The organism is Acinetobacter boissieri, from assembly GCF_900096955.1.
GTDB lineage: Bacteria > Pseudomonadota > Gammaproteobacteria > Pseudomonadales > Moraxellaceae > Acinetobacter > Acinetobacter boissieri.
In genome coordinates this window covers 57,907-80,967 of sequence record NZ_FMYL01000003.1, presented here as the reverse complement: position 1 = coordinate 80,967, position 23,061 = coordinate 57,907, and the positions used below count along the sequence as shown (strand labels likewise).

Sequence of the window (23,061 nt, the reverse complement as noted above, 5' to 3'; positions counted from 1 at the left end):
ATTAACCAACGAGATGTAAAAATAATGTTTAATCTTATTTTTTGCACTAGAATTAGGCAATTTCAAAAATTCAGGCAACTTTATGATGCAGCTCAATCTAAGGGATATTTTAGCACTTGGGTTTATGACCTTCGCCTTATTTATTGGTGCGGGTAATATTATCTTTCCTCCAATTGTAGCCCAACAAGCTGGTGAACATGTTTGGCTAGCCTCTTTGGGCTTTTTAATTACAGCTGTAGGCTTGCCAGTACTGACAATTATTGCATTGGCTCGTGTAGGTGGATCAATAGAAGCATTAAGTTCACCACTTGGAAAAATTGCAAGCTTAATTCTAACCATTACTTGTTACTTAGCTGTAGGGCCTTTATTTGCAACGCCACGTACAGCAACTGTGTCATATGCTATTGGTATAGAGCCGCATTTTGGACATGGTGTTTTACCTACACTTATATACAGTGCAATCTATTTTACAATTGTTGCAATTGTTTCTTTATATCCTCATAAAATCTTAGATACGATTGGTTATATATTGGCACCCTTAAAACTGGTTGCTCTAAGCATTTTATGTATAAGCACTTTGTTTATTTCATTACATTTCTTCGCAGCACCTACAGGACACTATATTGATCGCCCTATTTCAGAAGGCCTTGTTAATGGTTATCTAACGATGGACACATTGGGTGCTTTAGTATTTGGTATTGTCATTGTTCAAGCTGTTCAGTCGCGTGGTGTGACTTCATCTAAATTGATTTTTAAGTATACTTTTATTGCCAGTATTATTGCTGGTATTGGATTAACTGCACTATATCTATGTTTATTTCGCCTTGGAGTTCAGAGTTATCCTTTAACGCCTAATGCGACTAATGGTGCTGTTATATTAAATGCTTATGTACAACATGCATTTGGTTCATCTGGTACAATATTTTTAACGGCATTAATTATTTTAGCCTGTGTCGTGACTGCAATTGGTTTAACATGTTCTTGTGCAAGCTACTTTCATCAACTCACAAAAATATCTTATAAAACATTGGTAATTATTCTTGTGGTTTTTGCATTTATGATTTCAAACTTAGGGCTAGATAAACTTATTGCTTTTTCAGTTCCAGTACTGAGTGCAATTTATCCACCTGCGATTGTTGTTATTATTTTAAGCTTTTTTACAGGGTTATTTTCAAACTCACAACGTATTTTTGTTCCAGTAACGGCTGTCGCTTTCATTTTTGGTATTATTGAAGGGATTAAAGCCTCTCGCTTTCAAAGCTTAGTTCCAGAGATATTACAAAAACTACCGCTCTCAGAACAAAATCTCGCATGGCTTATTCCTTGTGTCTTTGTTTTTGTGATTGCACTTGTACTCAATAAAGTAAAAGCATCTTAATCTAAAAGGGGGGATTCTCCCCTCTTTCTTTATACTGTTTAATTCCAAAATATTATAAATACGATTGTATCGACTACATTTTTACTCAAAAAAAAACTTTGTCATATTTCTTTAACAATTAAGTGGTAGATAATTTTCTTTTATTTAGACTATAATGGTTAAACAATAATTTCTAGCTAGAGGACGACCGTATGAATTCACTCAAAGCTCAAGTAAGTAATATAAAATCTTACCCTAATGTCATTGTTTATCTACTCACAACCTGCGCACTTATGTTAACGCTTGCTATTCAAGGTACAATACAAGGCAATTTACAAGTAACGCACTTTTTGTATGCTTTGTTGGCAAGTGCTGCTTTTGCTACTTGGGCCATATTTGACCTAAAAGCAAGACAGACGAAATTGAATAAATATTAATTCAACATTAATTTTAACTATAAAAAAACAGCAAGTACTATAACAATTACTTTTATAGACTTGCTTGCATAATCAAAACTTCTTTATTCTTATTTTAGGTAATATCACCTGTTATTAAAATATAGGCTCAAAATGAAAAAAATTACTTGTTCAATCATTGCATTAAGTCTATCTGCACTCAGCGCAACTGCATTTGCTTGCCCTAAAGGTACAACATTACAAGGTGGTGAAGGTCCACATCATAAAGGTGGTAAATGTGTGGTAGCAACTGGGGCAACTGCAAAAAAAACTGAAGATAAAAAAGCTAAAGTTGAGAAAAAAGTAGAATCAACTAAAGAAAAAGTGGCAACCAAAGACAAGGTTGAAAAGCCAAAAACTTAATTTATTCATTTAAATATAAAAAAGGAAGGTTTTAACCTTCCTTTTTTATATTTAAATGTCTTTACTGTTGCCAAGTTCAGGATTATCTAAAGCATTTTTGCATAATGCTTTATCTCTTAAATATAATATTTTCGCATCTTCAATTTTGTGACTATCTTCTTGGGTTTGTATTGCACGTGCAACACTATCTAAACTCACCATCGCTTTGCGACATAAAGCAAAGTTACCTTCAGCAACAGAATCCCCCATTTTTATATTAATCATCCAACGGTTTCCTAATTCACGCAATGGTTTACGTATATCATCATCAATTTGATTTTGATTTAAATGACTGTTTGACAGCATATTATCTATTTGGGTCATCAATGCCCAACTTTCTTTGGCGTATTGCGTTGCATCTTTCGTTAGTTTAGGCGCAGGTTTAATCACTACTTTGGGTTCGTCTTTTTGATTACACCCTGCGAGTGCTATAGCACATGCTACTACTGTCAATATTGTTATCTGTCGCATAGTCACCCACATATGTTTCATCTCTTATCATCACGGCGTATCTTGCTATGCTATAAGATTAATTAAATTGCCTCAACTATATACGAGTTGTTCGATTGTCAAGCAGACAACATTTATAATAGATTATTCAAATAACTTGAATTGGGTTAGTATATTTAACTTCAGGTTACAACAAACAAAGGAAAAATCCATGAGCGTTACACTTGGTACACCACTACAACCCACTGCATTTAAAGTCTTATTACTTGGTTCTGGTGAGTTAGGTAAAGAGGTAGTTATTTCACTACAGCGCCTAGGTGTAGAAGTTCATGCAGCTGACCGCTATGACCATGCACCTGCAATGCAAGTTGCACATTATAGCCACACACTTAATATGGCTGACCCAACGGCGCTCAGAAACCTTATAGATACTGTTAAACCGCAACTGATTGTGCCTGAAATTGAAGCAATTGCTACAGATGTACTAATTGAAATTGAAAATAATAATACTGCAACTATTATTCCATCTGCAAAAGCAGTCAGCTTAACCATGAACCGCGAAGGTATACGTTGTTTAGCTGCTGAAGAACTCTCAATTCCAACCTCAGAATATCGCTTTGCTGACTCACTAGAACAGTTTAGAAAGGCGTCTAATGAAATTGGCTATCCTAATTTTGTTAAACCTGTTATGTCATCTTCCGGTAAAGGGCAGTCCTATGTAAAAAATGCAGATCAAGTCGATGCTGCTTGGAAGTATGCTATGGAAACAGCCCGTATCAATCAAGGCAAAGTCATTATTGAATCTAAAATTGATTTTGACTTTGAAATTACCTTATTGACTGTACGTGCAAAAAATCCAAATACGCAATCCATTGAAACACATTTTTGCTCTCCGATTGGACACCAACAACAAGATGGCGACTATATTGAAAGTTGGCAACCCCAAGCAATGACTGAACAGGCCTTGAACAAAGCCAAAGAGATTGCTGAAAAAGTAACGACAGCACTTGGTGGTTGCGGTATTTTTGGTGTGGAGCTGTTTGTTAAAGGTGATGATGTTTGGTTTAGCGAAGTTTCTCCTCGCCCACACGACACAGGTCTAGTTACCCTCGCCTCACAATTCCAAAGTGAATTTGAATTACATGCTCGTGCTATTTTAGGTTTGCCTGTTAATACAACACAACATAGTATTGCGGCAAGCGCAGTTGTATATGCTGGTGTAGACAGCAAGAACTTGAACTATCAACATATTGAACAAGCATTAAGCCATCCTGATACAGACTTAAGACTATTTGGCAAACCAGAAGGTTTTAAAAAACGCCGAATGGGTGTGGTCACTGCACGTGCCACAAATACAGAAGAAGCACGTCATCTTGCAAGAGATGCAGCACAAAAAATTACTGTTAAAGCATAAAAATAAGGCCAATATTTATGAAGTTTACTTCCCTTTCTGACTATCTGGCGAGCCATGAAGGCCATGCATCTATTCAAAAATGGCATCAACACATTGAACAGCAGTTTGATACGTCTTTTGAAAATGGAAATAGTATTCGACATATTATATTGGCCAGATCAAATGCTACCGATGAAAGCTTACGTCTACTTTGGAAGAAAGCAGGACTTGAAGATTCAGAAATTTGCTTATTCGCTGTAGGTGGATATGGCCGTCAAGAAATGTTGCCATACTCTGATGTAGACATTATGCTATTTTCAGAATTTGAGCTAAATACTACACAAGAGCAAGCTGTATCGCAGTTCATTGCCTCTTTATGGGACACGGGGTTTAAACCCGGTGTTAGCGTACGTACAGTACAATCATGTATGGAACAAGCCAGCCAAGACATTACGATTGCAACATCACTGATTGAATCACGTTTAATTATTGGTGATGAACGTCTTTCCCGTTGGCCCCGCCAAATTGTAAATCAAGCATGGACAGACCGCGCTTTTTTTGACGCAAAAATGCAAGAACAAAAAAAACGCTATTCTCAACATAACTTTACCGAAAGTAATTTAGAACCAGATATAAAGAATGCCCCTGGTGGTATTCGAGACATGAACCAAATTGCATGGGTTGCTAAGCGACACTTTAGAGTGGGACGTATTTATGATCTTGTACACCTTGGGTTTATTTCAGAGTTTGAATTAAAAATATTAGAAGCTGCAGAAACATTTTATTGGGAAATAAGGCATCACTTACACCGCTTAACTAAACGTGATGAGAATAGACTACTTTTTGACTATCAACGAGATATTGCAAGTAAATTTGGCTACAATACGCCAAAGGGTCAATCTGCAAACTATGCGGTTGAACAGTTTATGCGTCGTTACTACCGTAAAGCACAACAAGTCGCCACACTAAATGAAGTTCTATTAGCCTTTTTTAATCAATCCGTCATAGAACCAAGATCTACAGACTATGCCAAACAGGTCACTGTACTCAATGAACGCTTTACCATTACTGACCATAAAATTGCAGTACAACATCATCGGGTGTTTTCTGAAAATCCAAGTGCAATTCTAGAAATATTTTATTTAATTGCCATACACCCAGAAATTAAAGGTATTCGAGCACGTACATTACGTTTACTCGTGTTGGCTGCAAAAAACATAGATGAAAACTTTAGACAACAACCTAAGCACCAACATTTATTTTTAAAGATTATACAATCATCAAAACGTCTTTATGAAACCTTATCACATATGCGTCGCTACGGTATTTTGGGTAAATACCTACCTGCATTTGGTCAAATTATGGGACTCATGCAATATGACTTATTTCATATTTATACTGTAGACCAGCATACGTTGTTTCTTATACGTAACTTAGAGCGTTTTAAGGAACCTGAATTTGCCAAAGATTTTCCTGTGGTGAGTTCTGTTTACCAACGCCTTAAAAAACGTGACATTATTATGATTGCTGCACTGTTCCATGACATTGCCAAAGGTCGTAACGGTGACCACTGTATTTTAGGTGCACAAGATGCCCGCGAATTTTGCCAATTACATGGCATTAGTCCTGAAGATACAGATTTGATTGCATGGCTGATTGAAAATCACTTACTCATTTCACTCACCGCACAGAAAAAAGATATTTCAGACCCTGATGTAATTCAAGAAGTTGCATCTAAACTAAAAGACATGGACCATTTAGATTATCTATACACACTCACGGTCGCAGACATTAATGCAACCAATCCAAAGCTTTGGAATACATGGCGTGCATCCCTCATGCGTCAACTCTACACCCAAACCCGTGAAGTTATTCGCAAAGGCATAGATCAGCCTGTAGACTACCAAATGCTAATTGAAGACACTAAGTTCTATGCCAGTGAAAGGTTGGTTCAAAATTTTTCACTGCAACGTGTTGAAGAAGTTTGGCAAGAACTTGGCGATGAATATTTCTTAAAAGAATCTGTTGACGATATTGCATGGTGTACACATGCGATCTTAGAACATGAAGCAAGTAATCAACCCCTTATTAAGCTCAGAGCACATCGTAAGACAGCACAAGATGCCGTGCAGATTTTTATTTATACACAAGATAAACCGAACTTATTTGCTACAACTGTTGCAGTACTTGATCGCATGAATCTTGATGTACAAGATGCACGTATTATTACCTCTAAAACCGACTTTAGCTTAGATTCTTATATTGTTTTAGACCGTTTTGGTACATTACTTAATGAACCACAGCGTCAAGAAATGGTCATCAAAGCACTTTTTGACGCTTTAAGCCATGTCGATGAATACCCTAATCTTATGCAAAGACGTATCCCTCGACAATTGAGACACTTTAATATTGAAAATACTGTCACAATACGGCTTGATGAGTCTCTCAAGCAACATAAAATAGAAATTTCCACATTAGATCAACCCGGCTTATTGGCAAAAATTGGCGGTTTATTTATGATGCAGGGTTTAGACATTCATTTTGCTAAAATTGCCACTCTTGGCGAAAAAGTAGAAGACCTTTTTTACGTAACCAAGAAAAATGGGGGCATGATGTCTAACGACGAGTCAGAACACTTTGCATTTCAGCTCAAATCTGCCCTTGATGAAGCATCAAACCAAATTACCAACTCAACACCGTAAAATTAGTAGTCGATTTATGAATAAATTATTAGAGCATCTTCACCCATACCCATTTGAAAAGCTAAGCATACTTTTTAAAGACATACCCCCTGCAGATTTGCCTGCCATTTCACTGTCTATTGGTGAACCGAAACATCCAGCACCACAATTTGTTATTGATAGCTTAGCTCAAAATTTTCAGCATTTATCTAGCTACCCTGCAAGTAAAGGCATACCCGAATTACGCCAAGTAATTGCAAATTGGCTTAAACAACGTTTCCACCTAAAACAAATCAATTCAGAACAAAACGTTCTTCCTGTATCTGGTACACGAGAAGCATTGTTTTCATTTGTTCAATCTGTCGTGAATAAAGAGGATAATGCTTATGTTGTCATGCCAAATCCATTTTATCAAATCTACGAAGGGGCTACCTTATTAGCAGGTGCCACGCCGTATTTGGTGAACTGCACTGAAGATAATCACTATTTAGGTGATTTCGAGGCTATACCAAGCACAGTATGGGAAAAAACTGCAGTTTTATTTGTATGTACACCAGGTAATCCAACTGGGGCAGTTATGCCTCGTGAGCAACTTAAAAAGCTTATTCAATTGTCTGACCAGTATGGGTTTATTATTGCTTCAGATGAGTGCTACTCTGAGTTATGGTTTGAGCAAGCCCCTGTTGGATTATTAGAAGTCTGTGCAGAGATGGGACGACACGATTATAAAAACTGTGTCGTATTTCATTCGCTTTCTAAACGCTCTAATTTACCCGGTATGCGTTCAGGCTTTGTTGCAGGCGATGCCAATATTTTAACGCCTTATTTAAAGTATAGAACTTATCATGGTGCGGCTATGCCTGTGCAACATCAAATTGCATCTTGTTTGGCATGGTCAGATGAACAGCATGTTGCAGATAACCGTGCTTTATACAGGGAAAAATTTGATTTATTTCAAAGTGAATTAGGCCAAGTACTGCCATTAATGAAACCAGATGCAGGATTTTATTACTGGTTAAAAGTCGATAATGATGAGAAATTTGCACAGCATTTAATGCAATATGCCAACATTAAAGTGCTTCCAGGACGTTATCTTTCAAGAGATACACCTCATGGGAACCCTGGTGAAAACCACGTGCGTATGGCACTAGTTGCAGACTTACAACAGTGTGAACAAGTTGTTCAGCGACTCAAACGTATTTTATAGTCAAATAAAAAAGCAGAGATCATATCTCTGCTTTTTTATTTTTTATATACACTATACTCGGCTAAGTATGTGCTGACAGTTAAACACATTATATTTTTTAATCACAAAACTTGAATGTAACGCCGTTACATTTTCTATTTTAGCCACTCGTCTAAGTAAAATTTCACTGTAATTATCCATATCTTTAGCGACTAGCTCAACAATAAAATCTGCACTTTGCCCTGTCACTAAAAAAGCATTAATCACTTCAGGAATTGCATCTAGCTCTGCCAAAAAATGATCAAATGTTTCACTATCGTGCTTACTTAAAGAGACTTGTAGTAATATATGTAGCTTAAAACCAAGTTTATTATAGTTAATCTCACGCTTTAAACCGGTCATCATTTCAGATTCGATCAATATTTTAATACGACGATGTACCGAACTAATCGATAGATTAATACGTTCAGATAATTCGTTAAGGTTTAAATCTTCGTGGCTGAGTATTTCAAGGATTTGTTTATCAAAGCGGTCTAATTGCATATTTTTCTCTTTAGGCAGTGAAAAATATTTCGATGGCTAGATTACGATTATTATTTTTGGAGTCAAGGGAAAACAGATTGTTTACTTTTAGCATATACTGCGTTGTACACTGTATATCATTCAACAAATGGGTAAATTTGTTTTCACTAAAAGCCGAGTTCAGACCTTTTGGGTCAAGTTTATGGTATCTCCCAATACCTTAAACCGTTTTCTCGATCCCTCTTACACCCTAAGTCATAATATAGCGTAATTGATTTCGAATTATTTTCCTTCATTTGAGTCATTTTTACCGATTTTTAAAAAATTTTCCACATATAAATATATAATTTATAATTTTTTCCATATTTAAAATATATAAGAATTTTTTTATGAATTTATAAAGTTTTTTAGGTATTTATTTTCATCTAGATATAAAAAATGACTCGTATAAAACAGGCCATTTTATTCACTAATAGAGCTATTTTTCTACACGCTTTCCATGCGTTAAAATCCAATTACGTTCTTGATCTTTTTTATTGCGGTATTTATATGCGACATAAAGCCCACCAAACCAAATTGGAGAAAAATACAGTGCGATACGTGTGTCATGATCTAAAATTAAAATTGCAGTTACAAAGAGTAGAAAAACCAGTGTTAACCACGACATAAATATTCCCATTGGCATTTTATACTGAGACGCTTCATGTAAATCAGGAGCTTTTTTACGGTATGCGAGATAAGATAATAAAATAATCGCATATGAAAAGATCATCAAAATTGTGCTAAGTGATGAGAAAATGGTGAATGCAGTCATAACATTTGGAATAATAAATAAAATACTTGTACCAACCACAATACAACACATAGAGAAAATTAAGCTATAAATTGGTACTTTACGTTTAGACAATTGTTTAAATTTTTGTGGTGCATCACGTTCAACAGCCAAACCATACATCATACGACTGGTTGCAAAAATACCACTATTAGCAGAAGACATTGCTGATGTTGTTACCACAAAATTAACTAAGAAGGCTGCTGCAGGCAAGCCAATTAAGGTAAACATATGCACAAAAGGACTTTGGCTTGGTGATACCTTTGCCCAAGAAGTTACAGAAATAATGCAAACCAAAGCACCTACGTAAAATAAAATAATACGTAATGGAATAGAGTTAATGGCTTTAGGTAGCGTTTTATGTGGGTCTTTGGTTTCAGCAGCCGTTGTACCTACAAGCTCAATACCAATGAAAGCAAATACTGCAATTTGAAACCCTGCTAAAAATCCACTAAGCCCATAAGGAAAAATTGATCCAGGTTCTATTAAATGAGATAACGATGCTTTCACACCATTGGGTGAAACAAAACCAGTTACGACCAAATAAATACCAACCAATAAAAAAACAATAATCGCTACAATCTTAATCAATGCAAACCAAAACTCTGTTTCTCCAAATAGCTTTACAGTGAGTAAGTTCAAAATCGTTAATGTGGTTACTGTAATAAAAGCAGGAATCCAGGCCGATAAATCAGGAAACCAAAACTGAAAATACCCTCCAATCACAATAATATCTGCAATCGCTGTAACAACCCAACTCATCCAATACGACCAACCTAAAAAGAAGCCTGCCCAAGGCCCAAGATATGCTGTTGCAAAGTCAGCAAAGGACTTATAATTGGTATTTGAAAGTAATAGCTCTCCCATTGCACGCATTACAAAGTAGAAGAAAAAACCAATAATTAAGTAAGTTAAAACAATTGAAGTACCTGAAAGGCTTAAAGTCTTTCCTGTACCCATAAATAAACCCGTACCAATTGCACCACCTATGGCAATCAGTTGAATATGTCTATTGGTCAGAGATCGTTGTAATTTGTCTTCATCTTGCGGGTCTTGGTTGTGTCCACCAAGTAGATCGCCTTGAATTGCATCACTTGTATTTTTGCTCATAGTATATCTCCTATTGAGCTTGTATTATTGGATGATTAAACAATAAAATTAATTTATAAAATAATGGAAACCTTCGTTTGTTAGAGCAACAAATATGCCAATAAAAGATGATCATCTTTCATAAGTAGGTGATGATTCATTTATATGATTGGTAAGACTGAGTTTTTTAAATCAATTCTGTTTTTCACAGCAAACTTTAATCCAGTACTTCAAACATTCAAAAGCAAAGCTATAATAGATAGCATATAAAATCAAAGTATTACTTAAATTAATTTTGCACTAAAATAGAACAAATAAAATATTATCTACCAACAGGCTTTAAATTGAGCTAAATAAGCATTAGCTTTACTTTTTTACATGACAAATCCATTTTTTATGCATAGATATTCTGTATATTTTCAATCAATAAAGTTATAGACCAAGGAAATATTTTATGGATACTGCAATGAATATGAATGTTGTCCGAACACAATCTAATGATATTGTGACTATGCTTAAATCTTTAGCCAACCAAGACAGATTAATTATTTTGAGTCATTTACTTCAAGAAGAATTAAATGTGTCTGAAATTGAGCAGAAAACCAAAATTGTACAACCGACACTGTCTCAGCAATTAATGATTTTACGTAAAAATGGTGTAGTCACTACTCGCCGTGCAGGAAAACAAATTTTTTATTCAATAAAAGACCAACGTTTTCAAACCATATTAAATAAAGTATCTCAGTTTTATCAATAAGCTATACTTTACTTATTATTTACATTCTCTCCTTTTAAATTATGTAAGAAAAAACTTAATAAAATCATTTATATGATGTAAGGCAGTACAAAAGATAAAGGTCTATTGTTTTTATAAACTGCATCATATAGATGAATAGACGATGATAAAAGTTCAGCGTAACTCACTATTTTTATGCGTATAATACAGTATCTTGTTTTTAGTACTGGAATTGGAATACATCATGGTTAAAAATGCACTGCAAGCTCAGTTGCTTAAGGCGGGTCTAGTTGACTCTAAAAAAGCAAAAAAAATCACAAAACAGGCACAACACGAGCAACGCACCGGACAAGACCACAAAGCATCTTTAATCGCTGATATTGAAAAAACGCAGCAATCTAAACAGCAAAAAGACCTTGAACTAAATGCAGAAAAACAAAAACAACTTGAACAAAGAACACTTAAAGCAAATATTCAACAAATGATTCAACAACATAAAATTGAAAAAACTGAAGGTGAAATTGCATATCAGTTTATAGATGAGCAAAAAATTAAAAAAATATATATTAATCAACAAGTTTATAATGCATTGGTTGCAGGAAGTCTTGTAGTTGCAAAAGCGACTCCATACGTATTACTCGCCACAGCATTGGCTGAACGTATTGAACAGAAAATGGAAGGCTTTATTTTATGGAACAAGTCTGAAGAAAACACCCAAACGACTGACGAGAATGACCCATATGCAGCTTATGCGATTCCTGATGATTTAATGTGGTAATACAATGGAGTCATGGCTTTGTTTCAATGAAATTCATGACTCCATCTTTTTAATGTGGCGTACCGCTATGAAAGCGAAATACGTCATCTGGCTCTAAAATAAGTTTTTTCTCTACTTCCCTAAAAAAATCAACACGCAAAGAAATCGTTTCATTAATATTTTTTAGTTTATGGGTTTCTGCAACCTCTTTTGCAAGTGCGATATAGTCTTCATAATGTCTAGATTCTGACTTGAGTAAATAGCGATAATAACGACCAAGCTCGTCATCAACAATTGGAGCTAAAGCATAAAAACGCTCACACGAACGTGCTTCTACAAAAGCACCAATAATTAAAATATCAATTAGCGCTTCTGGCTCATATGTTCTTACTTCTTTACGTAAGCCACCTGCATAACGCCCTGCACTTAACGATTGCCATGCTTGACCACGTCTTTGCATAAAGCCCAAAACTTGCTCATAGTGTAGCATTTCTTCACGTACAAGCTGTGCCAGTCTAACCTGTAAGTCTGAGAAAAAACTGTATCTAAACATTAAGTTCATAGCTGTACTGGCTGCTTTTTTTTCGCAATTTGCATGGTCTTGCATTAATAATTCTAAATTATTTTTAGCAGTATCTAACCATGCTTGCGGAGTTGTACAACCTAAAAATGCAATCACAGGTTGCATTAGCTCATCATAATTTACGCTTGACATATACCCTCTGCATTGGCAATCGCTTGTTTCATCTGTTTTACAGCAGTTTCTAAACCAACAAATACGCTATCGGCAATAATAGAGTGACCAATATTTAGCTCATGAATGCCTTCAATTTTGGCAATTGGAGCAATATTCTCTAGGTTTAAACCATGTCCTGCATTCACAACTAAGCCTTTATTCTTCGCATAAGCGACAGCTTTAGTAATACGCTGTAGTTCAGCATATTGTTCCTCTACAGTATTTGCATCTGCATATGCACCTGTATGCAATTCAATGGTAGGTGCACCACAAGTAATCGCTGCATCAATTTGAGCAAAGTCTGCATCAATAAACAATGAAACATCACAACCAACCGCAACCAAGGCTTGCGTTGCTGTGCGCACTTTGTCTAATTGACCAACAACATTTAATCCACCTTCAGTGGTTAGTTCTTGACGACGTTCTGGTACAAAACAAATATGTTGTGGCTTAATCTCTTTGGCAAATTCGACCATTTCTGTAGTCACTGCAATTTCTAGATTCATACGTGTTTGAAGTAAAGGACGCATACGTCTAACATCATCATCTTGTATATGGCGACGATCTTCACGTAAATGTAAAGTAATCCCTTCTGCACCAGCTTTCTCGCAACATAATGCAGCTTTTACAGGATCTGGATACGGTGTGCCACGTGCTTGTCTAAGTGTTGCCACATGGTCAATATTTACACCTAACAAAATAGACATAGTCATTCCTCATTAATGTTGATTTTGATAATACTGTAGCCACAGCTGACGACTTTTTAAAGGGCGATCACCCAGTAAATGGCTAATCATTTGACGATATAAACGGCCTAGTATTAAAAGTTGTACATTCGTTAAAGATACTGTGGGAAAAGACAGTAAGGATAAAAGGTCTTTACCTTGAAAAGACTGATTTAGGTTTGATTGTACAAATCCCTGATCTACAAAAAATTGATAATGTGCTTGCTCTATTAAGGGTTGCCCTAAATGATCTACACTAAAGTCAATGTCATATCCTAGTTCTTTTAATAATACATATTCAAATTGACGTAATGATTGTTTGAGATAATTTTTGTCTTGGCTATTTTTATGTAAATACTGCAATGCATCAATTGTACAGTGATATTGTTGATATAATTGTATTAAAGCATCTTCGAGTGGACATAGCTTGAGCAATAACTCATTTAAATAAAAGCCACAAAAGTAAGCCTCGCCCTGCAAAAAAATAGGCTGATGGTCAATCTCTAACTGATTAAATGTTTTTAGTTCACTTTTTCCAGAAGCATATAGCACAACAGGTTGAAATAATGGCGGTAGTGCTTGACGTACTACCCCATCAATCCGACCATACTCTTGGCTAAAAAAATGAATAATATGGCTACGCTCTTTGTACTTACGTGCATGAATCACATAACCATGTAAACATTGATTTCGCATTTAGTCTTTTGACTTTTTATCATCGCCATCTGGAATAACAGCACCAACCACTGCTGCTGTACCTTTGACAACACCTTTGGTTGTTTTATAGGCTACTTTCACAGGTAAAGTCACAACGCTCGTAATACACCCTTGCAATAATAGTACACATGCTAAGACAGAACATACTTTCACCATGACCTCACCTCTTTTTAGATAATGACTTAGATATCGCTATAACCTAAACTTTTAAGCGCACGCTCGTCATCAGACCAGCCACCTTTAACTTTCACCCACAAGGTCAGCATAACTTTATGCTCAAACATTTTTTCCATGTCTATACGAGCTTCCATGCCAATCTTTTTCAGTTTAGCCCCTTTATCACCAATCACAATGGCTTTTTGCCCAATGCGGTCAACAAAAATTGTAGCATCGATATACATACATGCAGGTTTTGTTTTGCCCGTTTTTGGGTTTACACTAGGTTCTTCAGTTTTAAATGATTCAATTTGTACCGTTAAATCATACGGGAGCTCTTCGCCAAGCTGACGCATAATTTTTTCACGAATAATTTCACTGGCTAAAAAGCGTTCTGAACGGTCTGTTACTTGGTCAAAAGCATAAAGTGGTTGGCCAAATGGTAAATACTTTGAGATTATCTCTCTTAAATGCTCTAAATTTGCACCTCTAAGTGCAGATACAGGCACAATTTCTACAAAATTCATGAGTTTTGTACGCTCTTGAATCAGTGGAAGTAGTGCTTTTTTATCTTCTAATGTATCAATTTTACTAATAACTAAAATGACAGGCATCTCTGCATTGGCTAGCTTTTCAAGCACTAACTCGTCATTTTGTGTCCACTTTTTACCATCAATAACAAACAAAACTAGGTTAACATCACGCAATGCTGAGTATGCAGCCTTGTTCATCATTTTATTCATCACGCGCACTTCTTTTTTGTGCATACCCGGTGTATCTACATACACGGCTTGTGATTTTTCACGACTATCAATACCAATAATTTTATGGCGAGTCGTCTGTGGCTTACGAGAAGTAATCGAAAGCTTTTGCCCTAGCAAGTGGTTCATTAAGGTTGATTTACCAACATTTGGGCGACCAACAATCGAAACAAAACCGCTTTTAAAGTCAGCTGGAATTTGAATATCTTGTGACTTGAAAAATTGATCCACGAGATCATTTTTTTCAGAAGCTTGGGTGTTGTCATCGTTGTTGTGGTCAGATGGCATCGTCATGCAGTTTTTTGCTCCAATAATTTCAAAATTTCTGCCGCAGCAGCTTGCTCTGCAAATCTTCGGCTACTCCCCTCACCATACACTACTGAAAAGTCACTCACTTGACATAGGACTTGAAAGTGTTGGTTTGGTGCGTCACCCTGTATATGGGTTACTTCATAAATTGGCAATGGTTTTTTGCGGGCTTGCAAGTATTCTTGTAAGCGAGATTTCGGATCTTTAAGTTGGTCCGTTGGTGCTATATGACTTAAATAAGGGCTATACCAACGCAGTATAATTTCTTTGAGTGCATCTAAGTCACTACAATCTGTATAAATTGCGCCAATAATTGCTTCAACAGTATCTGCTAAGATAGATTCTCGATGGTGCCCACCCGATTTAAGTTCACCTGTGCTCATAATTAAATGTTCACTGAGTTTTAAATCATTTGCAATTTTACCAAGTGCTTCTTGTCTGACTAAAGTTGCACGCATGCGGGTTAGTCGCCCCTCATTTTCATGTGGGTAACTGTGGTAAAGATAATCTGCAATGATCATACCTAGCAAAGAATCACCTAGAAACTCTAATCGTTCATAATTATATTTATGACTGACCGAACGGTGTGTTAAAGCAAGCTGTAATAAATCACTGCTTTGAAATTCATAGCCAATATTTAAAGTCAAACGCTGATAATTTAGCTTTTTAAATGTTCCTTTGGTCAACTGCTCTCTCGAAAGTTAAAGGAGGATTTTGTGCTTTTGTGCAATGAATCCTTAAATATGATGATAGTGTGTTGTAACAAATTTGAAGTCATTGTAACAATTAACTGATGGCCTCATAATATTTATGCACCTTTTAGTGAAAAAGGTGCATAAGCTTCGTTACAAAGAGTATGGAACATTTTAACATAACTTGATGTTAAATATTTACTTAGTTAATTGTACCGTTACGATTAAACGTTGGTAAATTCAAACCTGGTTCTTTATGCATCCATATATATACCGCACGACCTGTCAAATTCTCTTCAGGAATAAAGCCCCAAAAACGACCATCTGAACTTTCATCACGATTGTCACCCATAGCAAAGTAATTACCTTTTGGTACAGTGACTGACCAATCTGCCCCATTACTTTGAATAAAGGTTGAATTATCTTTTGCAACAAAAGGAATCAAAGATGCATCATTTTGACTTTGCGCATAATTAAACTGTTCAATCAACGGGTTTCTATCTGCTAAATAACGTACAAGATGTTGATGTTCACCCAGTGTTTCTAAACGATAGCTGGTCGAAAAAGAAGAAAGTTTATCTTTTTCACGACTAAAGCTTGTACTCACAGATACTATTTTTTGACCATTAATAAATAAAGTACCTGATCTAAAATCAATTCGGTCTCCAGGCAAGCCGACAACACGTTTAATGTAGCTCACACTTGGTTTGACTGGATAGCGAAATACAATCACTTCGCCTCGCTTTGGTTCACCAATATCAATAACTTTCTTATTAATCACTGGTAAACGCACACCATAATCAAACTTATTCACCAAAATAAAATCACCTGTTTCTAATGTTGGCACCATAGAATCTGATGGAATATTAAATGGCTCAAATAAGAACGAGCGTAAAATCAGTACTATCGCTAAAACAGGCCAAAAATCATAAGCCCATGTGACGATAAAATTTTCATTACCACGTCCGTTATTTGCACGTTGCTTAAAAAGCAATTTATCAAGTAACCATACTATAAATAAGATTAAAGTAACGGGAACGAGGATCAAATTAAAATCAAAATCCATGGACTTATCCTAATGATTATTTTTTATCAATTTGTAATGCAGCAAGAAATGCTTCTTGTGGGATTTCAACACTACCAACCTGCTTCATTCGTTTTTTACCTTCTTTTTGTTTTGAAAGCAATTTTTTCTTACGAGAAACATCACCACCATAACATTTTGCTAACACGTTTTTACGCATTGCTTTGACTGTAGAGCGAGCAATAATTTGTGCACCAATAGCGGCTTGTATCGCAACATCAAACATCTGACGAGGAATCAGGTCTTTCATTTTTTCAACCAATGAGTTACCACGTTGACGCGCTTCATTGCGATGGCAAATCATTGCAAGAGCATCCACTTTATCACCATTAATGAGCACATCTACTTTCACTAAGTTTGAGCTTTGGAAGTGAGTAAAGTTATAATCTAATGATGCAAAACCTCTTGAGCATGACTTCAATTTATCAAAAAAGTCCATCACAACTTCAGCCATTGGCACATCAAATGTAATAGATACTTGATTACCCAAATACTTCATGTCTTTTTGTACGCCACGGCGTTCAATTGCCAGTGTAATAACGTTACCTAAGTATTCTTTAGGCACAAGAATATGACATTCTGCAATAGGCTCTCGTAAGTCTTCAACCAATGTACCATCTAGCATTTTTGATGGACTGTCGATATAAACAACTTCACCACCTTTAGTCAAGGCTTCGTAGACTACTGTAGGTGCAGAGGTGATAAGATCTAAATTATACTCACGCTCTAAACGCTCTTGCACAATTTCCATGTGCAACATACCCAAGAAGCCACAGCGAAAACCAAAACCAAGTGCATCTGAACTTTCAGGTTCAAAGAATAGTGCAGAGTCGTTAATTTGTAGTTTCTGTAATGCTTCACGGAAAGGTTCAAAGTCACTGGCATCGATTGGAAATAAACCTGCATATACTTGTGGTTTTACCTTTTTAAAACCAGGTAATGATGTAACGTTAGGTGTACCAACCAAAGTAAGAGTATCACCAACAGGTGCACCAAAAATATTTTTAATACCTGCGATCACAAAGCCGACTTCACCAGCTTCCAACATACCTGTTTCTGTGTGTTTTGGACTAAATACACCCACAGATGTGACAACGTGTGACTGGCCAGTAGACTTCACCAGCATTTTATCGCCTTTGCGGATACGTCCTTGCTTAATACGCACAAGTGAGACAACACCTAGATAGTTGTCAAACCACGAGTCCACAATCAATGCCTGTAGTGAGTCTTCTCTATCACCTTCGGGTGCAGGAATAACATCAACTAAACGCTCTAGAACATCTTTTACGCCAAGCCCTGTTTTTGCAGAACATGTCGGTGCATCTGTTGCATCTATACCGATAATCTCTTCAATTTCATGAATAACACGCTCAGGCTCGGCTTGCGGTAAATCAATTTTGTTCAGTACAGCCAAGACTTCAAGACCTTGGTCTATAGCGGTATAACAGTTTGCAACAGATTGTGCCTCTACACCTTGCGCAGCATCTACAACCAATAATGCACCTTCACAAGCGGCCAATGAACGAGAAACTTCATAAGAAAAGTCAACGTGGCCTGGGGTATCAATAAAGTTCAGTTGATACTCTTGCCCATTTGAATGGGTGTAGTACAACGTGACCGAAGCCGCTTTAATGGTAATACCACGCTCACGCTCAATATCCATTGAATCAAGGAACTGTGCTTGCATTTCACGATCTTCTAAAGCACCGCACATTTGAATAAAACGGTCTGCCAAGGTAGATTTACCGTGGTCAATGTGAGCAATAATAGAGAAATTGCGTATGTTTTTAATATCAACAGACTTTTTAGATACAGCCATAAAGCACTCAAGTGGTATGTACACAATCATGTACTTAATTACTAAAGTAGCATTTTGATGTGTGTAAAATGAAATATATTAACTGTGGCACAGTATAAGCAAGTGAGTTATAAAAATATAGAGAAAATCAAAAAACTATACGACAACTTCATCTTTCTATTATAAATTTACAGCAAACTGCTTTAAGTCTTATGGATAATACTCTTCATCTAAACCTACAAGCCAATCATTCAAGTCTGGTTGAATTTCATCTAACGATGGAATCATTTTTTGGTCTATTGCATATATCGTGTCGTCAAAACAACGTACCAATGCTCTAACCTGCTGTAGGCGCTTCCTGTTGTTGCTGGGTGTTCAATATCCATACCTAGGATATCATCTACATCAAGCATGATATATTTATAATCAAAGGCAAAAATAAACTGCAAATTTTTTTTGATAATTCAAAAGCTTCTTACCCATACCATTTAAAAAACAAAGGCATTCTCGCTTTAAAGTTAGCCATGACATCTGCTTTAGTGATTTCAAAATAGTAATAAGGCTCTCCATCTACACCTTTGGTCACAATATGTTCTACTTTAAAAAAAGTAGTCCAAAATAGTGGAATAATGTATTTGGGGGAAATATAGTGTCTTTCAAAATCTAAACGGCTATTTTCCTCTTTATCGTGTGCTAAGGTAATATTGGCATAATGACCCATATTAAAAACACCTCTGTTTATTGCAATAAAACTTAACAGTACAGAATAAATATGACAGCTCATAAGCTTATGCGCATAATTTTGCGCATTTATGTGAATAAACAAACTTTATGCGCAAAAATTTACTCAATTTGGCGTTTTTGTGTTAATTTTGAGAAAATATATGCGCATGACCAAAACAATGAAAATACTCACTGTTCAAGCCTTAATTCATCAAACAACATGGCAAGATATTGCAAGTCTGTATCTGAGTGAACCAGAAAAAGGTTCAAGTAGTGTGGCACGCTTAGAGTATGCTTTAGATTATGCCATTGAATACTTAGAACAACGCAACTACTATGCCTGTAGTTTATCTTTACCTGTACAAATGATGGTACAGCATGAAAACAAACATTGGTTTGGCTTTTTAGATGATCTTGTACCCTCTGGTGCTGCACGACGTTATTGGATTAATCACCTACAATTACAACACTATACCTCACAGCAACAAGACAGCATCTTATTAGAAAAAGGTGTGATTGCACCTGTTGGTCATTTACGTATTAAAGAGTCTATTCCTATAAAAGACCCAAACTCAACGTTGCATTTAAGAACATTTGAACTTAGCGATGTCGCAAACCGCCATAGTGACTTTTTAGAGTATGCACAGCAAATGGGGGCAATTAGTGGTGGTGCTACAGGTGCAGGTGGTGAAGCACCCAAATTACTTATTCGATTTTCATCAGATGAAAAAGTGTGGATTGATACCTTTCAAGAACGTTTTGATCAGCCTGACCTGCATTATTTAGTCAAATTCCCTAGAAATCAGCGTACAGAAATAGATTGTAATATTTTAAGAGCGGAATACCACTATTATCATGCCCTAGCAGATTTGGGGTTTAATACCATTGATGTCAAACAGATGAAATTGATTGAAGGAGAACACTATCCCTCCCTATGGCTACCTCGTTTTGATACGGTTTGGATAGATCAACAGTGGCAACGCCGTGGGCTTGAATCGGTATATTCTGTTTTAAATTGCCCTGCGGGAAGTTATCTCAATCATTTTGAAGTAATTGAATCCTTATGTCAGATATTAAAAACCATTGACTCAACATTTAAGAGTTCAGACTTTATCTGTGAGTGGCTACAACGCGATTTACTTAATATTATTTTTGGTAATTCAGACAATCACGGCCGTAATACCTCTTTTTTAAAGTCTGCCGATGCTGTTCAACTTGCCCCGATTTATGATTTTGCGCCAATGAAAGCAGACCCTGAAGGAATTATTCGCTCTACGTCTTGGGGAAGCCCATATGAAGAAGGTGGTGAATATCGATGGGCTGAAATCTGCCAACATTTAGGAAAACACTGCCCGCCTGAAAAATCTATGCAAGCCCTTAAAGATTTGGCACAGCGTTTGGTCGGAATCAAACAAAACTTAATTGATCGTGGTGTACCTCATCAGATCATTGACATGCCTGTATTAGGTCTTAGTTATACTGAAAATAAATTAAAACGGTGGCAACTTTTATGAGCACACGTATTCCAACCGAAGACCGTCAGCAATTACTTATTCAAACCTACATTCAATATTTAACAGGTCAGCTCTCACAAGGTGAGCTTCTACAGTATTTACGCAAATCTATATTGGGATTAACACAGCAACAATATGCAACCTTAGTTAATGTAAGCAGACGAACATTAACCAATATTGAGCAAAACCAAGGCCACCAAACACAACAAGTGTTAGATAAAGTATTTAAACCACTCGGATTGAAAACAGGTTTAATACCTACACATGCGCATATTATTGATAAAGTACTTCATGGTAATAAATAAAATGCCCTCAATCGTAAAACGATAAGGGCATATTTTAAAATCTAAACACTATATTAAAGTAAAACAGCATTTTTAATATGCTTCAGTGCATCTTCAAGACGTTGTGTTTGAATCACGCCGTCTGCTTGTGCGCTATGTGCTTCATCAACTAAAAGCACAAGGCCTGTTTGTTTGAGCACGACTAAAGTATCTAATTGATCTACCACCAAAGCCACTATGCCTTCATTAAGCAAAGCACGCTCAAGTGTCTTATCTTGAATTAACACCGTATTTAAGGCCAATACCACTGGCTTTTGCCCTAAACGTGCTGCACGCTCTGTAGCCGTTACTGTCCCTTGTTGTGATAACTGGGCAGTATGCTCAATCATCGCAGCACCAACAGTAACATTGGTTAAGCGATCAATAAAAATAAAGCTACCTGTATGACGACTATTGATATATTCATCAAACACGACTGCACGGTCAAATTCTACTGTAATATCAGCAATACCATTTAGCTCTACAGCACCATGAGCATCACCCTGTGCTAGAGTGTTTACGTCAATGCGATGATGAATTTGGCTGACTTTGGCAGGTACATTTTGTGTACCTACTTTGACATTATACAGTTTACCTTCAACCAATGGCTGATCTGCCATCCACACCACAGTTGCACGTACTGCACGTGAAATATGTGGTCTAGCCTCTACATGGGTAATCACATCACCACGGCTCACATCAATTTCATCATGCAGTGTTAAAGTAACTGCTTGCCCTATACCTGCTTGAGGCAATGAACCATCATACGTGACGATTTCTTTAACCTTACTACGCTGACCAGAAGGCAATACCACAATGTCATCATTTACTTTTACTGAACCCAGTGCAATTGTTCCTGCAAAACCACGAAAGTCTAGGTTCGGTCGGTTCACATACTGTACAGGGAAACGAAAATCTTGCTGTGTGGTATCTTGTGCAATCTGTACTGTTTCTAAAATACTCATCAAGGTTTGACCCTGATACCACGGCGTATGCTCAGAAACATTGACAACATTGTCACCGTCAAGTGCTGAGATGGGTACAAAATGAATATTTTTAGGGGCACGTTGTCCAAGGTGTTGAATAAATGCATGGTAGTCTGCTTGAATTTGCTTAAACTTCGCTTCATCAAAGCCAACTAAATCCATTTTATTAATCGCAACAACAATGTGACGAATACCTAACAGCGCCGCAATAAACGTATGACGACGCGTCTGCGTTTGTACACCATAACGTGCATCAATTAAAATTACTGCCAAGTCGCAAGTCGATGCACCTGTAGCCATGTTGCGAGTATATTGCTCATGCCCAGGCGTATCTGCAATGATAAATTTACGTTTATCAGTTGAAAAGTAACGATACGCAACATCAATGGTAATGCCTTGTTCTCGTTCTGCTTGCAAACCATCAACCAACAGTGCAAGGTCAATTTTTTCACCTTGTGTACCTGATTTTTTACTGTCACGTTTAACGGCTTCAAGTTGGTCTTCGTAAATCATTTTTGAATCATGTAACAAACGACCAATGAGGGTACTTTTTCCGTCATCGACATTGCCACACGTTAAAAAGCGAAGTAAGTCTTTTTGTTCATGCTGTTTTAGATATGCCAAAATATCCTGGCTGATCAGCTCGGACTGATGCGACATGTGTTTACTCCACTAAA

Annotated in this window: 24 protein-coding genes; 10 read left to right on the top strand and 14 right to left on the bottom strand. The window is 36.5% G+C overall.

The features are described 5' to 3' along the window. The first annotated feature begins 82 nt into the window (after window positions 1-82). The 3 genes from brnQ to BLS38_RS03950 all read left to right on the top strand — a co-directional run bounded on the left by brnQ (window position 83) and on the right by BLS38_RS03950 (window position 2,175). Complete coding sequence (gene brnQ, locus BLS38_RS03960; RefSeq protein WP_092747045.1) at window positions 83-1,378, top strand: branched-chain amino acid transport system II carrier protein; 1,296 nt, start codon at window positions 83-85, stop codon at window positions 1,376-1,378. Window positions 1,379-1,569: 191 nt separating this feature from the next. Next, a complete protein-coding gene (locus BLS38_RS03955) occupies window positions 1,570-1,794 on the top strand; it encodes a hypothetical protein (protein WP_092747044.1) in 225 nt (74 codons plus the stop codon). 132 nt (window positions 1,795-1,926) lie between these two features. Next, the gene (locus BLS38_RS03950) at window positions 1,927-2,175 is read left to right on the top strand and encodes a hypothetical protein (protein ID WP_092747043.1); all 249 of its coding nucleotides are present in this window, start codon (window positions 1,927-1,929) and stop codon (window positions 2,173-2,175) included. A gap of 51 nt (window positions 2,176-2,226) precedes the next feature. On the opposite strand, the gene BLS38_RS03945 is transcribed toward BLS38_RS03950, so the two are convergent. Beyond that, on the bottom strand, window positions 2,227-2,685 hold the full coding sequence (locus BLS38_RS03945) for a hypothetical protein (RefSeq protein WP_244518164.1): 459 nt from the start codon (window positions 2,683-2,685) through the stop codon (window positions 2,227-2,229). A gap of 190 nt (window positions 2,686-2,875) precedes the next feature. Here BLS38_RS03945 and purT point away from each other — a divergent pair, with 190 nt between their 5' ends. The 3 genes from purT to dapC are packed head-to-tail and all read left to right on the top strand — an operon-like array spanning window position 2,876 to window position 7,945. Further along, complete coding sequence (gene purT, locus BLS38_RS03940) at window positions 2,876-4,078, top strand: formate-dependent phosphoribosylglycinamide formyltransferase (protein ID WP_092747041.1); 1,203 nt, start codon at window positions 2,876-2,878, stop codon at window positions 4,076-4,078. Between the two features lie 17 nt (window positions 4,079-4,095). Beyond that, window positions 4,096-6,759 carry a [protein-PII] uridylyltransferase gene (glnD, locus tag BLS38_RS03935; protein ID WP_092747040.1) on the top strand — a complete coding sequence of 888 codons (2,664 nt, stop codon included), beginning with the start codon at window positions 4,096-4,098 and terminating at the stop codon, window positions 6,757-6,759. Window positions 6,760-6,775: 16 nt separating this feature from the next. After that, a complete protein-coding gene (dapC, locus tag BLS38_RS03930) occupies window positions 6,776-7,945 on the top strand; it encodes a succinyldiaminopimelate transaminase (protein WP_092747234.1) in 1,170 nt (389 codons plus the stop codon). Between the two features lie 51 nt (window positions 7,946-7,996). Here dapC and BLS38_RS03925 read toward each other — a convergent pair whose 3' ends face one another. Both BLS38_RS03925 and BLS38_RS03920 read right to left on the bottom strand, forming a co-directional pair. Next, a complete protein-coding gene (locus BLS38_RS03925) occupies window positions 7,997-8,467 on the bottom strand; it encodes an Lrp/AsnC family transcriptional regulator (protein WP_092747039.1) in 471 nt (156 codons plus the stop codon). A 457-nt stretch (window positions 8,468-8,924) separates the two neighbouring features. Beyond that, the gene (locus BLS38_RS03920) at window positions 8,925-10,388 is read right to left on the bottom strand and encodes an amino acid permease (protein WP_092747038.1); all 1,464 of its coding nucleotides are present in this window, start codon (window positions 10,386-10,388) and stop codon (window positions 8,925-8,927) included. Between the two features lie 433 nt (window positions 10,389-10,821). Here BLS38_RS03920 and BLS38_RS03915 point away from each other — a divergent pair, with 433 nt between their 5' ends. Both BLS38_RS03915 and BLS38_RS03910 read left to right on the top strand, forming a co-directional pair. After that, a complete protein-coding gene (locus BLS38_RS03915) occupies window positions 10,822-11,124 on the top strand; it encodes an ArsR/SmtB family transcription factor (RefSeq protein WP_092747037.1) in 303 nt (100 codons plus the stop codon). 223 nt (window positions 11,125-11,347) lie between these two features. Continuing rightward, complete coding sequence (locus BLS38_RS03910) at window positions 11,348-11,881, top strand: DUF2058 domain-containing protein (protein ID WP_092747036.1); 534 nt, start codon at window positions 11,348-11,350, stop codon at window positions 11,879-11,881. 49 nt (window positions 11,882-11,930) lie between these two features. Here the strand turns inward: BLS38_RS03910 and BLS38_RS03905 are convergent, their stop codons facing one another. From BLS38_RS03905 to BLS38_RS03870, 10 genes are all read right to left on the bottom strand, one after another. Then, a complete protein-coding gene (locus tag BLS38_RS03905) occupies window positions 11,931-12,575 on the bottom strand; it encodes a MiaE family protein (RefSeq protein ID WP_092747035.1) in 645 nt (214 codons plus the stop codon). Beyond that, window positions 12,563-13,303, bottom strand: coding sequence for a pyridoxine 5'-phosphate synthase (gene pdxJ / locus BLS38_RS03900; protein WP_092747034.1), 741 nt, complete (start codon window positions 13,301-13,303; stop codon window positions 12,563-12,565). The genes BLS38_RS03905 and pdxJ overlap by 13 nt, the downstream gene beginning before the upstream one ends. Before the next feature lie 12 nt (window positions 13,304-13,315). Next, window positions 13,316-14,017, bottom strand: coding sequence for a DNA repair protein RecO (gene recO / locus BLS38_RS03895; RefSeq protein ID WP_092747033.1), 702 nt, complete (start codon window positions 14,015-14,017; stop codon window positions 13,316-13,318). Further along, a complete protein-coding gene (locus BLS38_RS12975) occupies window positions 14,018-14,194 on the bottom strand; it encodes an NF038104 family lipoprotein (RefSeq protein ID WP_171258531.1) in 177 nt (58 codons plus the stop codon). Between the two features lie 26 nt (window positions 14,195-14,220). Beyond that, window positions 14,221-15,243: a GTPase Era gene (gene era / locus BLS38_RS03890; RefSeq protein ID WP_244518181.1), complete on the bottom strand. Its 1,023-nt coding sequence runs from the start codon at window positions 15,241-15,243 to the stop codon at window positions 14,221-14,223. A gap of 2 nt (window positions 15,244-15,245) precedes the next feature. Then, a complete protein-coding gene (gene rnc, locus BLS38_RS03885) occupies window positions 15,246-15,950 on the bottom strand; it encodes a ribonuclease III (RefSeq protein WP_092747031.1) in 705 nt (234 codons plus the stop codon). A 208-nt stretch (window positions 15,951-16,158) separates the two neighbouring features. Further along, window positions 16,159-17,022, bottom strand: a complete 864-nt coding sequence (gene lepB / locus BLS38_RS03880) for a signal peptidase I (protein WP_092747030.1) — start codon at window positions 17,020-17,022, stop codon at window positions 16,159-16,161. 16 nt (window positions 17,023-17,038) lie between these two features. Continuing rightward, window positions 17,039-18,859 (bottom strand): translation elongation factor 4, encoded by a 1,821-nt coding sequence (lepA, locus tag BLS38_RS03875; RefSeq protein ID WP_092747029.1) that lies wholly within the window; start codon window positions 18,857-18,859, stop codon window positions 17,039-17,041. Window positions 18,860-19,048: 189 nt separating this feature from the next. Further along, window positions 19,049-19,171 carry a hypothetical protein gene (locus tag BLS38_RS13275; RefSeq protein ID WP_280137748.1) on the bottom strand — a complete coding sequence of 41 codons (123 nt, stop codon included), beginning with the start codon at window positions 19,169-19,171 and terminating at the stop codon, window positions 19,049-19,051. A gap of 142 nt (window positions 19,172-19,313) precedes the next feature. Further along, a complete protein-coding gene (locus tag BLS38_RS03870) occupies window positions 19,314-19,559 on the bottom strand; it encodes a hypothetical protein (protein WP_143230103.1) in 246 nt (81 codons plus the stop codon). A 181-nt stretch (window positions 19,560-19,740) separates the two neighbouring features. Between BLS38_RS03870 and BLS38_RS03865 the strand changes: the two genes are divergently transcribed. Both BLS38_RS03865 and BLS38_RS03860 read left to right on the top strand, forming a co-directional pair. Further along, window positions 19,741-21,075, top strand: a complete 1,335-nt coding sequence (locus BLS38_RS03865; RefSeq protein WP_092747232.1) for a type II toxin-antitoxin system HipA family toxin — start codon at window positions 19,741-19,743, stop codon at window positions 21,073-21,075. Next, on the top strand, window positions 21,072-21,380 hold the full coding sequence (locus tag BLS38_RS03860) for a helix-turn-helix domain-containing protein (protein WP_092747027.1): 309 nt from the start codon (window positions 21,072-21,074) through the stop codon (window positions 21,378-21,380). The genes BLS38_RS03865 and BLS38_RS03860 overlap by 4 nt, the downstream gene beginning before the upstream one ends. Window positions 21,381-21,433: 53 nt before the next feature. On the opposite strand, the gene cysN is transcribed toward BLS38_RS03860, so the two are convergent. Then, window positions 21,434-23,044, bottom strand: coding sequence for a sulfate adenylyltransferase subunit CysN (cysN, locus tag BLS38_RS03855; protein ID WP_092747026.1), 1,611 nt, complete (start codon window positions 23,042-23,044; stop codon window positions 21,434-21,436). Window positions 23,045-23,061 lie beyond the last annotated feature (17 nt).